The sequence below is a fragment of the Haloimpatiens massiliensis genome (assembly GCF_900184255.1).
In the GTDB taxonomy this organism is placed as follows: domain Bacteria; phylum Bacillota; class Clostridia; order Clostridiales; family Clostridiaceae; genus Haloimpatiens; species Haloimpatiens massiliensis.
Genome location: NZ_LT854640.1, coordinates 175,013 through 188,107, shown reverse-complemented (window position 1 = coordinate 188,107; position 13,095 = coordinate 175,013). Strand labels below are relative to the sequence as shown.

Annotated in this window: 12 protein-coding genes; 1 reads left to right on the top strand and 11 read right to left on the bottom strand. The window is 29.4% G+C overall.

Features of this window, described 5'->3' with window-relative positions; all coding sequences use genetic code 11:
* Window positions 1–38 precede the first annotated feature (38 nt).
* From C1715_RS08985 to dnaG, 3 genes are all read right to left on the bottom strand, one after another.
* Window positions 39–926 carry a PH domain-containing protein gene (locus C1715_RS08985; protein WP_242971933.1) on the bottom strand — a complete coding sequence of 296 codons (888 nt, stop codon included), beginning with the start codon at window positions 924–926 and terminating at the stop codon, window positions 39–41.
* A gap of 148 nt (window positions 927–1,074) precedes the next feature.
* A complete protein-coding gene (gene rpoD / locus C1715_RS08980) occupies window positions 1,075–2,133 on the bottom strand; it encodes an RNA polymerase sigma factor RpoD (RefSeq protein ID WP_102400168.1) in 1,059 nt (352 codons plus the stop codon).
* 25 nt (window positions 2,134–2,158) lie between these two features.
* Window positions 2,159–3,922 (bottom strand): DNA primase, encoded by a 1,764-nt coding sequence (dnaG, locus tag C1715_RS08975; protein WP_102400167.1) that lies wholly within the window; start codon window positions 3,920–3,922, stop codon window positions 2,159–2,161.
* A 374-nt stretch (window positions 3,923–4,296) separates the two neighbouring features.
* Here dnaG and C1715_RS08970 point away from each other — a divergent pair, with 374 nt between their 5' ends.
* Complete coding sequence (locus C1715_RS08970; RefSeq protein WP_102400166.1) at window positions 4,297–5,364, top strand: CotS family spore coat protein; 1,068 nt, start codon at window positions 4,297–4,299, stop codon at window positions 5,362–5,364.
* A 119-nt stretch (window positions 5,365–5,483) separates the two neighbouring features.
* Here the strand turns inward: C1715_RS08970 and ppdK are convergent, their stop codons facing one another.
* The 8 genes from ppdK to ybeY all read right to left on the bottom strand — a co-directional run bounded on the left by ppdK (window position 5,484) and on the right by ybeY (window position 13,084).
* Complete coding sequence (ppdK, locus tag C1715_RS08965) at window positions 5,484–8,117, bottom strand: pyruvate, phosphate dikinase (protein ID WP_102400165.1); 2,634 nt, start codon at window positions 8,115–8,117, stop codon at window positions 5,484–5,486.
* A 60-nt stretch (window positions 8,118–8,177) separates the two neighbouring features.
* Window positions 8,178–8,819 carry a transcriptional regulator CcpN gene (ccpN, locus tag C1715_RS08960; RefSeq protein ID WP_102400164.1) on the bottom strand — a complete coding sequence of 214 codons (642 nt, stop codon included), beginning with the start codon at window positions 8,817–8,819 and terminating at the stop codon, window positions 8,178–8,180.
* Between the two features lie 170 nt (window positions 8,820–8,989).
* Entirely contained in the window at window positions 8,990–9,577 is a 588-nt protein-coding gene (locus tag C1715_RS08955; RefSeq protein WP_102400163.1) for a DUF4342 domain-containing protein, read from the bottom strand.
* Window positions 9,570–10,325 carry a DNA repair protein RecO gene (gene recO / locus C1715_RS08950; protein ID WP_102400162.1) on the bottom strand — a complete coding sequence of 252 codons (756 nt, stop codon included), beginning with the start codon at window positions 10,323–10,325 and terminating at the stop codon, window positions 9,570–9,572. Before recO ends, C1715_RS08955 begins: the two co-directional genes overlap by 8 nt.
* 76 nt (window positions 10,326–10,401) lie before the next feature.
* Window positions 10,402–11,286, bottom strand: a complete 885-nt coding sequence (gene era, locus C1715_RS08945; protein WP_102400161.1) for a GTPase Era — start codon at window positions 11,284–11,286, stop codon at window positions 10,402–10,404.
* Window positions 11,287–11,303: 17 nt separating this feature from the next.
* Window positions 11,304–11,702: a cytidine deaminase gene (locus tag C1715_RS08940; RefSeq protein ID WP_102400160.1), complete on the bottom strand. Its 399-nt coding sequence runs from the start codon at window positions 11,700–11,702 to the stop codon at window positions 11,304–11,306.
* Between the two features lie 97 nt (window positions 11,703–11,799).
* Window positions 11,800–12,501 (bottom strand): diacylglycerol kinase, encoded by a 702-nt coding sequence (locus C1715_RS08935; protein WP_102400159.1) that lies wholly within the window; start codon window positions 12,499–12,501, stop codon window positions 11,800–11,802.
* An 82-nt stretch (window positions 12,502–12,583) separates the two neighbouring features.
* Window positions 12,584–13,084 (bottom strand): rRNA maturation RNase YbeY, encoded by a 501-nt coding sequence (gene ybeY / locus C1715_RS08930; RefSeq protein WP_102400158.1) that lies wholly within the window; start codon window positions 13,082–13,084, stop codon window positions 12,584–12,586.
* Between the last annotated feature and the right edge of the window lie 11 nt (window positions 13,085–13,095).

Below are 13,095 nucleotides of genomic sequence, written 5' to 3'. Positions count from 1 at the left end.
TTTAATGTGATTAACTCATCTTTTGTGTTTAATCATAATTACAAATTAGTACTTAGTATTCTAAATTGCATTCCTAAAAATCCAATAGCTACTACTAAAGCCATATAAATATACACAAGTGAAGATTTTTTATCATATTTAGCATGAAAATATGAAGCATAGTACATACAAAATAGAACTATCATATTTAAAGCTCCATAAATCATTTGTCTAAATGCAAACTGCTTACTTGTACCATATATGAGAGGTTTAAAAGCAGCATCGTAACTTAAAGGCATAGTACGAGGCAGTTTTCCCATTATATATAATATAAATGGATTTAAAGTCATTATTATTATAACTATACTAACTGCAACAAACAATCTAACAAACTTTTTATCTTTATGTAAAGCATCCTTTTTTTTATAATTTATTTCATAAAATCCACTAGGTATCTTCTTTTTTTTAAGAAATTCCTCTAACATTACATATTCTTTAGGAGATATAGCATAATTTATTTCAGGAGTTTTAAAATATATTATAAATTCATTGCTAGTTACAAACATTCTCGTTACTCCTATTTTATCAACTATACTTCTTCCTAGGGCAAAATTATTATTACATATTCCTGATAATCGAACTCCTCGTATTTTACCAGTAGCTACACTATAAGCTTCTATGTCCTTTATAGGAATTTTAATCTTTTTTAAATTGAATATGCCAAGTATACATATATACTCTTCATCTGCAACAACTTTTAATGTGGAAAACAAAGCTACGTAATATAACATATATATATTGAAAACTGCGCATAATATTTTAGAAAATACATTTATGACATAACTATTACTTACAAATATTAAAGCACCTATTATTAAATTTACTATAATTATTATAAATATCTGATATAATAATCCCATTCCTCTTCGAAAATTATATATATTCATGGTATAATCACCTTCTTCTTATTTTAGATTTCCAATTTAAAGGGAAACTTATATATTACTAATATTATATATTATAAATGTAATAAAAGCACTATTTAAATTGTTAATAATAAATAGTGCTTTTATTTTTTTAATTTAAATTTAGTTTTTAATCTAAATAATCTTTTAGTTTCTTACTTCTGCTAGGATGTCTTAGCTTCCTTAAAGCTTTTGCTTCTATTTGTCTTATTCTTTCTCTAGTTACATTGAACTCTTTTCCCACTTCTTCAAGGGTTCTAGCTCTTCCATCATCAAGCCCAAATCTCAATCTTAAGACTTTTTCCTCTCTAGGAGTTAACGTATCTAGTACATTTATAAGTTGCTCTTTTAACATTGTGAATGCTGCAGCCTCTGCTGGTGCTGGTGCTTCATCATCTGGTATAAAATCCCCTAAATGACTATCCTCTTCTTCTCCTATAGGCGTTTCTAACGAAACTGGTTCTTGAGCAATTTTCATTATTTCTCTGACCTTATCTACAGGCATATCCATTTCTTTAGCTATTTCTTCTGGTTGTGGTTCCCTTCCTAATTCCTGAAGTAGTTGTCTAGAAACCCTTATAAGTTTATTTATAGTCTCTACCATATGCACTGGTATTCTTATAGTTCTAGCTTGATCCGCTATAGCTCTAGTTATAGCTTGACGTATCCACCATGTAGCATATGTGCTGAACTTATAACCTTTTCTATAATCAAATTTTTCCACGGCCTTTATAAGCCCTAAATTACCTTCTTGGATTAAGTCTAAAAATAGCATTCCTCTTCCAACGTATCTTTTTGCTATACTAACTACCAATCTTAAGTTAGCTTCAGCAAGTTTCTTCTTAGCTACTTGATCTCCCTGTTCTATTCTTTGAGCCAATTGAGTTTCCTCTTCTGCCTCTAATAAAGGTACTTTCCCTATTTCTTTTAAATACATTCTTACAGGGTCATCTATAGCAATACCTTCTGGTATATTTATTTCAATTTCTTCTTTACCTAGGTTTTCAGCCTCTTCACCTTCTACTTTTATACCAGTAGATTCTAAAACTTCGTATATTTTTTCTATCTGTTCTGGGGTAAGATCAACCTTCTCCAGTTCATCCATTATTTCCTTATATGTTAAAGTACCCTTACTTTTTCCTTTTTCTATAAGGTTCTTAACTAATTTCATCTTTTCATTTTTATCCATGCAGTAAGCTACCTCCTTTCATATATTAAATTTGCGAAATCTGTCTTTGAATATTAACAAGTTCTTTTGCTAATCTAATAGATTCCTCTAAGTTTCCTTCTGACTCATACTTTCTGATTTTATCCATAATAACTTTTTTCGACTCCTCCAACTTAGATTTTTTTATCTGGGCTATACAATCTTTGATTGCCTCCGTATAATTTTCTTCATCCAATATTTCTGTTTCTAATATTTTTACAAATTCTTTAGAACTCTCAATATCCCTACATTGCATCTCTACATCTTTAATTAACTGATCAGATGACAATTGTGAATTTTTTAATATGTAATCATATATTTCTCTGTGGACATCTAGTACCATTTCCTCTGGCTTCATGATGCCACTAATACTTTGTATTTTAGATGCATCTTTAAGCATTGTATTAATAAGCACTCTCTCTGCCTTTATATATGCTGGTTCTAAATATAATTTTTCAGCATTTTCTTGAGCAAAATTCATATCTGCATTACTTTTTTCTTTTCTATTTACATATCTATTTATCATATCGTATAAAGCTTGTTGATTTACATCTGTTTTTTCAGCAACTCTTTTTATATATAAATCCTGTTCTATAGGCTGTAACTCAGCTAGTATTGGAATAACTTTTTTAGTATATTTTATTATCATTTCCTTATCATGAAAATTTATTCCATTACTTTCCACTTTTATTCTGTATTCTGTCAGTGGTAATGCATCTTTTATTAACTTTTCAAAAGCCTCCTTACCGTGATTTTTTACAAATTCATCTGGATCTTTGCCATCGGGTATTATAAGCACCCGCACATCAAAGCCCTGATTTTTTAATATCTCTAACCCTCTCAAAGTAGCCGCTTGACCTGCAGCATCAGCATCGTAAGAAATTATTATTTTTTTTACATATCTTTTAAGAAGCTTTGCTTGGTATGGAGTAAAAGCAGTTCCTAAAGACGCTACCACATAAGTTATACCCCGTTGATGCAAAGATATACAATCCATGTATCCTTCTACAATCATAAGGGTATCTCCATTAAAATTATTCAAAGCAAAATTCAAACCATATAAATTTGTTCCCTTTTTAAATACATATGTTTCAGGTGAATTCAAGTATTTAGGTTTTGAGTCATCTAATACTCTCCCTCCAAATCCTATAACCTTACCTTTATAGTTAAAAACCGGAAATATAACTCTATTTCTAAATCTATCATAGTAGTTTCCATTTTTACTCTTAATTATTAATCCAGCTTCAACCATATCTAATTCTGTATATCCCTTTCCCTTTAAATAATTTAAGAGATTGTTCCATCCATTCATAGCATATCCTAGACCAAATTTAACTAATGTTTTATGTGTGATACCTCTTTTAAAAAAATATTTTTTAGCTGCTGAACTATTATTTAAGTTCTTATAAAAATATCTAGCTGCATCTACGTTTATCTTGTAGAGTTTTTCTCGTTTCTGATTTTGAGGACTATTATCTTTCTCCTGTTCTATACTTATATTAACTCTATCTCCAAGTATTTTAGCAGCTTCAGGAAAAGTAACATTTCTATTTTTCATAACAAAAGTATATACATTTCCTGCTTCTCCACAACCAAAACATTTAAATATTTGTTTGTCTGGTGACACTGTAAAGGATGGTGTCTTTTCTCCATGGAAAGGACATAACCCCACATAATTTCTTCCAGTTTTTTTTAAATTAACGACTTCAGAAATTACGTCTACTATATCATTTTCTTCTTTTATTCTTAAGATGAGATCTTCTGATATCAATAAAACTCTCCCACCTAACTATAATTATTTTAGTACGAATTTAATACTATTCGACAAAAAAATATAAACTCCTTCTTTTATTTTTTATTTTTTTTACATTGTACTTATTATATTCTTTATAAAATATTAAATTCCTTCATATTTTTTATTTTATTAAATTTCCACATAAGGAATTTTATCAAAATTATATAAAATATATATATAATTTTGTAAATATTGTTTCCCGTAAATATTATTTTCTCATATTATTCAAATATTTATTCATAAACTTATTCTATACTATTATTAAAAATCCTTTTTTTAAATAAAAATGTATAATATTAAGAATATTTTAATATCTTTATAGTGGAATGTTTATAAAGGATGTGTTTTCAATGCCTTCGAAGGCTAATTTATATAGTAATATAAAACTATTATCTGAATATAATTTAAAAAAATACGTTTTATGTCATTACAATCTGGAAAATGCTCACATAGAACAAATAAAAATTAAAAACACAGAGAAACAAAGAGCAGTATATAAAATAACTTATAATGATAAATCCTATTGCCTTAAAAAAGTTTATTTTGGCATTGAGGATCTTCTATTTGTATATTCCTCAGTGGAATGGCTATATAGATTTGGTTTAAGAATTCCTCGCTTTCTTGCCACAGACTCTGGAAGTCGATTTGTTCAGTATGAAAACATGCTATTTATATTAACTCCTTGGGTAGATGGAATTAAATGTGACTATGATAACCATGAACACATGATTAGAGCTGTTAGAAATCTATCCAAAATGCATTATGTAAGCAGAAATTTTCAACCTATTACCGGTAGCAGTTTAAGAGAAAATTACAGTGATATATTTTCTTCAACAAATAGGAGATATGAAAGATTATTAAAAAATTTCAATTTAGCCGTTAAGCATAATGATAATTTTTCCAATATTTTTAATGACCATTTTGATGTAAATGAAGCCCTTGGTAAAATTTCTTTAAATAGTTCTTATATAATAAATACAGACAACTTATCTAGTTGCCTATGCCATTTGGATTATGTAAATAAAAACTTATTGTTTGATGATAATATTGATATATGGGTAATTGATTTTGATAAATGTGAAATGGACTATTGCGTTCACGATATTTCATATTTTTTCAGAAGATTTTTAAGAAGAGACAACACGAAATGGGATTTAAACCTTACACTTAAATATCTTAAAGAATATGAAGAAACTTTACCTTTAAATTTAGATGAATATTTATATATTCTATGCTATTTGGCTTTTCCTCAAAAATATTGGAGAATATCTAGAGATTACTTTAATAATATAAATAAATGTAATAAAAACAGTTTTGTTAAAATACTTTTAAAATCTGTTAAAAATGAACAGGAGCAATTAAAATTTGCATATAATTTTATAGATTATATAGAAGGTAGATTTAAGATTAAAATTTAAAATAATCCCCAGTCTCCAACCTGGGCCCCCTAGTTTACTAAAACACTGGTTTAGTGTTTATTACTTGGGAACTGTAAATTGGGGATTGGGGATTCAAATTATTTTTAACTATTCTTTAATTATTTTCTAGGATTTTTCACTTCAGCTTGAGCTGCTGCTAATCTAGCTATAGGAACTCTATATGGTGAACAAGATACATAATCCAATCCAACATTGTGGCAGAACTCTACAGATGAAGGATCTCCTCCATGTTCTCCACAAATTCCTAATTTAATGTTTGGTCTAGTTTTTCTTCCTAGGTCTGTTGCAATTTCTACTAATCTTCCCACTCCAACTTGATCTAATTTTTGGAATGGATCAAATTCATAAATCTTATTTTCATAATAATATTTCAAAAATTTACCTGCATCATCTCTTGAAAATCCAAAAGTCATTTGAGTTAAATCATTAGTTCCAAAGGAGAAGAATTCTGCTTCTTTGGCTATCTCATCTGCTGTAATAGCTGCTCTTGGTATTTCTATCATAGTACCTACTATATATCTTAATTCTATACCTTCTGATTTAATTATTTCATCTGCTTCTTTTGTTATTGTATCTTTAACATATTTTAACTCTTTCAATTCTCCTACTAGTGGTATCATTATTTCTGGTACTATATTATAGTCTTTTTCTTTATTAACCTTTATTGCTGCCTCAATTATAGCTCTTGTTTGCATTCTTGCTATCTCTGGATATGAAACTGCAAGTCTACAACCTCTGTGACCCATCATTGGATTAAATTCATGTAACGATGCTACTGTAGCTTTTAATTCTTCAAAGGTTATTCCCATTTCCTTTGATAGTTCTCTCATGTCTTCTTCTTCATTTGGAAGGAATTCATGTAGTGGTGGATCTAAAAGTCTTATAGTTACAGGTCTTCCCTCCATAGCTTCATATATTCCTATAAAATCTTCCCTTTGCATTGGCAAAAGTTTTTCTAAAGCTTTTTCTCTTTGTTCTACTGTTTTAGCAACTATCATTTCTCTAACAGAAGGTATTCTCTTTTCATCAAAGAACATATGCTCTGTTCTACAAAGACCTATACCCTGTGCACCAAATTCAACTGCTTGTTTAGCATCCTTTGGAGTGTCTGCATTAGTTCTAACTTTTAATTTTCTAATTTCATCTGCCCAGCTCATAAATATTCCAAAATGTCCTGACATTTCTGGTGAAACAGTCTTTATTAACTTACCGTATACATTTCCTGTAGTTCCATCCAATGAAATGTAATCGCCTTCATGAAATATTTGTCCAGCAGCTTCAAAAGTTTTTGCCTTTTCATCTACAATTATTTCTCCACAACCTGCTACACAACAAGTTCCCATACCTCTTGCTACAACTGCAGCGTGAGATGTCATACCACCTCTTACAGTTAATATGCCCTCTGACGCAACCATTCCTTCTATATCTTCTGGAGAAGTTTCTAATCTTACAAGAACTACCTTTTCGCCACTTTCATGATGCATTTTAGCATCTTCAGCAGTAAAATAAACTCTTCCTGAAGCAGCTCCTGGAGAAGCTGGTAATCCTTTTGCTACAGTTTTTGCTTTCTTTAACTCTTTTTCATCAAAATTAGGATGAAGCAATGTATCTAACTGTTTTGGTTCTACTTTTAAAATAGCCTCTTCCTTAGTAAGAAGTCCTTCATTTACTAAGTCTACAGCTATTTTTAACGCAGCTTGAGCAGTTCTTTTTCCATTTCTTGTTTGTAAAAAATACAATTTGCCTTGTTCTATGGTAAATTCCATATCTTGCATATCTCTATAGTGATTTTCTAATTTTTTTGCAATATTCATAAATTGCTCATAGCATTCAGGTAAATCTTCTTCTAATTTTTGTAATGGCTGTGGAGTTCTTACTCCAGCAACTACATCTTCACCTTGAGCATTTATTAAGTATTCACCAAATATCTTATTTTCTCCATTAGCTGGGTTTCTGGTAAATGCTACGCCAGTTCCAGAGGTATTTCCCATATTACCAAAAGCCATTCTTTGAACGTTTACAGCAGTACCCCAATCTCCTGGTATATCATTAAGTCTTCTATAAACGTTTGCTCTTGGATTGTCCCAGGATCTAAATACAGCTGTAACAGCTTCTATTAACTGTATTTTAGGTTCCTGTGGAAATTCTTCTCCCATTTCTTTTTTATATACGTTTTTATAGCTTTCAACCACATTTTTTAAATCTTGTGCATCTAAATCTGTATCATATTTTACGCCTTTTTTACATTTAAATTCATCCAATATTTCTTCAAATTTTCTTTTTTCTATTCCCATAACTACATCTGAAAACATCTGAATAAATCTTCTATATGAATCATATGCAAATCTTTCATTATTAGTTAATTTAGCCATAGCTTCTACAGTTTCATCATTTAATCCTAAATTTAATATAGTATCCATCATACCAGGCATAGAAACTCTAGCCCCTGATCTAACAGATACAAGAAGAGGATTTTCCTTAGAACCAAATTTTTTACCTGTAGATTCTTCTATTTTTATCATGGCATCTTCTATTTGAGAAATAACGCAAGAATCTACTTTCTTACCATCATCATAATACTTAACACAAGCTTCTGTTGTTACTGTAAAACCTTCTGGTACAGGTATTCCCAAATTAGTCATTTCCGCTAAATTGGCACCCTTTCCTCCTAAAAGATTTCTCATTTTGGCATTGCCTTCATTAAATAAATATACATATTTATTATCCGACATTTTTAGTCCCCCTTTACGGCGTATACGTTTTATATAATTAAGAGACAACACTAAATAAATTTAGCTGTTCTCTCCTAATTTAACAAATATTTTAGTTATATTTGTTTTAGAAACCTTACCAACTATTTTGAAAAATTCTTTTCCTTCACTAATAAAATTTTCTACTACTGGAAGGCTGTCAACCTCATGATCCATTATTTTCTTTGCTGCATTATAAGCTGTATCCTTAGGATCCACAAAAACTATATTTGGCATTCTAGTCATTATAATTCCCACTGGAACTTTGTGCATATCCGTTCCACCCATAGCAATCTTTAAAAAGTCTTTTCTTGATATAGCACCCACTAATGTATCATTATTTTCTACAAAAAGAGTTCCTACATCATTTAAAAACAAATGCAAAATTGCATCATATATAGACGTATCTTCTTTTACAACTACTGGCTTTGACATTATTTCTTCTACTGATATTTTCCTAATATAATCATAAACAAGACTATAAGAGGGTTTATTAGAATATATATAGCCTACTTTAGGCCTAGCATCTAATATTCCAGTCATTGTAAGTATAGCCAAATCTGGTCTAAGTGCAGCTCTTGTTAAATTCAAATTAGCAGCTATTTTCTCACTAGTCATGGGTTGATTTTCTTTAACTAATCTTATTATTTCTTGTTGTCTATCTGTAAGTTTAATAGTAGCCACCCTCTTTCTAACATATACTAACTTCTATTATACCATTTAAACATAATAATGATATATTTTTTAACAAAAAATTTCAATAGTATATACTTTTTTTATTATAATTCTTTTTTCCACATCAAAATAGCCTCATTTATGCACAAAGCTGGCAGTATTATCTGCCAGCTTATTTATTAATAATTTTTGTTACTATCTTCTCTGTTATCTTCTTTCTCATCTTCTTCAAAATTAACTGTATATTGATATACATTGTCACTTTCTTCTTCATATTTATCTTTATTCATTTTAGAATTTATTTTTTCTTTAATATCGCTGCTTGCATCTTTAACTATATCCTTAACCTCAGAAGCTTTAGTTTTTATTATTTTATTTACAACTTCTACCGTACCGTCTTTTTTAGTTATTTCTACAGTTATCTTAGCAAAAACTGCAGTAACTAATAAAGTTGCAGCTATAGGCCACCAAATTAAAGAAATAACCCCAGCAGCAACACCTGCATTTACAGGCATATCTACAAGAACCTTGTCATCCCTTTTTATTTTGATTCTAGTTGCCTGACCTTTTTTTATTAAATCTTTAACCCATGCTATAAATTCTTCTTTTGTGGTATAAGGAGACTCATTTTTTTTGTTGCTTTCTATATATACTAATGCTTCTACTACATCACCATCACATGCTTCTAAAGCTTCCTTTGCTTCTGTATAACTGACCCCAGTCCTTTCTATTATCATGTCAATCTTTTCTAAAGTTACATCACTCATTTTTACTCTCCTCCTTAAAAACATTTAACATATTCAAACTTTTAGGTGCTTTTTGATAGTTCTCTAATATAAAACCATATAATATTTTATATAATTCTTTTTTTGTATCCTCCTTAACACTAACTCTATGAACCTTTTCTAAGGGAAAGTTAGATAGAATTTTTAATACATTATACGCAGTATTAGTTAAGGTCACACCATTTTGTTTGTTACATTCACTGCACACCCCTCCGCCATAAGAAAAATTAATATAATTGGAGGAACTTATTTTTTTACCACAAATACAACAGTTTTGAAAATTTAATCCGTATCCTGTAAAACTTAATAGTTTAATTTCAAAAGCTCTTACTAGTATTTCTACATCTCCAACTTTGTTTTTCATAAGATAGTAAGCTGTAACTACTTGCCTAAAAAGTTCTCTATTACTTTCTTCCTCTAAAAGTGCTATATCTATAAGTTCATTTAAATAAGATGCGTATGTTAACATTTCTAAATCGTTTAAAAATTCTCCAAAGGAGTGAATAATCTGAACCTCATTTATTAGGTACATACTCTTTCCTCTATATATGACAAATTCTCCAAAGCAAAAGGGCAAAGTAGATGATAAAAACTTACTTTTATTCTTTTTAGCTCCTTTAGCTATAGCTGAAATCTTACCTATTTTTTCTGTAAATAACCATATAATTTTGTCATTTTCCTTATAATCTTGAGTTTTTAAAATTATTGCTTTAGTCTTATAAGTTGACAGAAAATCATCTCCTATATATATTATACCCTAAATTCTTCATATTCTTCTATAATACTTTATTAACTTTATGGAAACTTTACTTCTTATATCCAAGTTCCCTTAAAAGATTATTGTCATCTCTCCATTCTTTCCTTACTTTAACCCATATAGTCAAGTCAACCTTTTCACCTAAGAAAGTTTTCATATCTTCCTCAGCATACCTTGTAATCTTCCCTAGCATAGTTCCTTGTTTACCTATTATTATACCTTTGTGAGACTTCTTTTCACATATTATATTTACATCAATTTTATATTTTCCACTTTGAGTTTGCTTCATAGATACAACTTCCACAGCTATTCCATGTGGTACTTCTTCCTTTAAAAGTCTCAGTGCTTTTTCTCTAATAATCTCTGTAACTACAAATCTTTCCTGTACATCAGCTATCATATCTTTAGGGTAATACATAGGTCCTTCTGGCATATTGTCTATCATTAAATTTAAAAGTGTATCTACATTTTTGCCATTTTTAGCTGATATGGGAATTATTTCTTTAAATCCATAAACATCTCCGTAATTTTCTAAAGTTTTTGCTATTCTTTCTGGATTACTTTCGTCAATTTTATTCACCACTAGAAATACAGGTTTATTAATGTTTTTTAACTGTTCTAATATATATAAATCACCCTTACCTAATTCCACATCTGCAGTGGTTAGGAATAATACTAAGTCTACATTATTTATAGATTCTGTGGCTATATCAACCATATATTCTCCTAATTTATGCTTAGGCTTATGTATGCCCGGTGTATCCACAAATACTAATTGATAGTCCTCCCCTGTTAGGACGGTTTGTATATTATTCCTAGTAGTTTGAGGTTTATTAGAAACTATAGATAATTTTTCTCCTAATAAATAATTTGTTAATGTGGATTTTCCCACATTAGGTCTTCCTATTATTGTAACAAATCCTGATTTAAACATTTTTCCTCCTCTTGTAACTATTTATTTAAGTCCTTTTTAGTAAATGCTCCTGGCAATATATCATTTAAATTTTTAACAATATATTCTTCTTCGTTTTTCGCAATTATTATTTTGATATCTTCATCTGCAAATTCAGATATCACCTGTCTGCATATACCACATGGGTAAGTAAATTCTTCTTCACTTCCTATTAAGGCTATGGCTTTTATTTCTTTAGCTCCTTCTGATACTGCCTTAAATATAGCTGTTCTTTCTGCACAATTTGTAGCTCCAAAAGATGCATTTTCTATATTACATCCTGTATACACCTCTCCATTGTCCATAAGCACAGCTGCTCCAACTTTAAAATTTGAATATGGTGAGTATGCTTTTTCTCTGGCCGTTTTTGCTTTATATATCAATTCTTTTATTTCCATAATCATACCTCCAAATTTATTAATACAATCTATATTCTTATACATTGTATATAAATTATATCATTATTTTTAGCTGTTTCAAGCAATACATGTATCACTAATTTAAAAACTTAAATATTATTATAGTCAATATAATGCCAAATAGCGCCCCTAGAACTACTTCTAGTACAGAGTGAACCTCTGAGTCTACTCTACTTTGTGCAACTATTATAGCCAACAAATAGCTTAATATTATAGCAGATGGTTCCACTGTTAATAGAGCTATTATTGTAGCTATAGAAAATGCCAAAGCACTATGTCCACTAGGCATGCCTCCTTTAAGTGGTGTTCCTTCTCCATATATAGCTTTTACAATCACTGTAGCTATACAAACTATTACCAATATAATAAACATCATATAGGTATCTGCATTTCTTATTTTTTTTAGAGTTAAAAAATTAATGTATTGAAGTTTATCCCAAAACAATATAAATCCTACTAGTACTGCATTTAAAGCTGTTATAAAAACCGCCCCTGCAGCTATGTTTTTAGCTATTTTTGCTAATGGATGATAGTAATTAGTAGTAGCATCAATTGCAAACTCTACTGCTGTGTTTATCATTTCTGCAAATATCACTAAGGTTATAGTGATTGTAACTATAAGCAATTCATTTTTCGTAAGATCAAAGAAAAAGCATGATATTAAAACTAAAATTGCTGCTATCATATGAATTCTCATGTTTTTTTGAGTTCTTATGGCATAAATTACCCCTTCAATTGCATCGTTAAAACTATCTAAAAGTTTTCTCTTTTCTTTCACTCTATCACCACCTAATATAATATAACTATACGTATTATAAGTATTTCATTTTAAAAATAGTCCTCTCGAAGGAGGACTATTTTTATCTTATTATGTTAAACTTATTTAATATTTCTTCTTCTCTTGTTCTCATTTTTTTCTTATCTTCTTCTTCCATATGATCATATCCAAGTAAATGTAATACTGAATGTACTGTTAAATAGCAACATTCTCTTAAAAATGAATGACCATATTCTTCACTTTGAGTTTTCCCCTTTTCTAATGACAAGACTATATCTCCAAGTACTAATTTTCCATCATCAAAATAACTGTCATCAAAGGATTTTTTTAAATAAATCTCTTTGTAAACTTTCCCCTTTGGATAATCTAACATAGGAAATGACAATACATCTGTATCTCTATCTATTCCTCTTTGTTCTCTATTTATCTCTCTTATAGCTTCATTGTCCACAAATAAAATACTTATCTCATAATCTAAATCTACTTTTTCTTCTTTTAAAGTCCATTCTATTATCTTCTCTAAAGTACTTTCAAACTGCTCATCTACGTTTATTTTTTCTTGTCTGTTGTCTATATATAACATATACTTAACTC

Excerpts from the sequence above, each read along its gene's own strand:
- ppdK (WP_102400165.1), bottom strand. The coding sequence starts at position 8,117 with ATGTCGGATAATAAATATGTATATTTATTTAATGAAGGCAATGCCAAA.
- ybeY (WP_102400158.1), bottom strand. The coding sequence starts at position 13,084 with ATGTTATATATAGACAACAGACAAGAAAAAATAAACGTAGATGAGCAG.
- C1715_RS08940 (WP_102400160.1), bottom strand. The coding sequence starts at position 11,702 with ATGGAAATAAAAGAATTGATATATAAAGCAAAAACGGCCAGAGAAAAA.
- C1715_RS08955 (WP_102400163.1), bottom strand. The coding sequence starts at position 9,577 with ATGAGTGATGTAACTTTAGAAAAGATTGACATGATAATAGAAAGGACT.
- C1715_RS08985 (WP_242971933.1), bottom strand. The coding sequence starts at position 926 with ATGAATATATATAATTTTCGAAGAGGAATGGGATTATTATATCAGATA.
- era (WP_102400161.1), bottom strand. The coding sequence starts at position 11,286 with ATGTTTAAATCAGGATTTGTTACAATAATAGGAAGACCTAATGTGGGA.
- rpoD (WP_102400168.1), bottom strand. The coding sequence starts at position 2,133 with ATGGATAAAAATGAAAAGATGAAATTAGTTAAGAACCTTATAGAAAAA.
- C1715_RS08970 (WP_102400166.1), top strand. The coding sequence starts at position 4,297 with ATGCCTTCGAAGGCTAATTTATATAGTAATATAAAACTATTATCTGAA.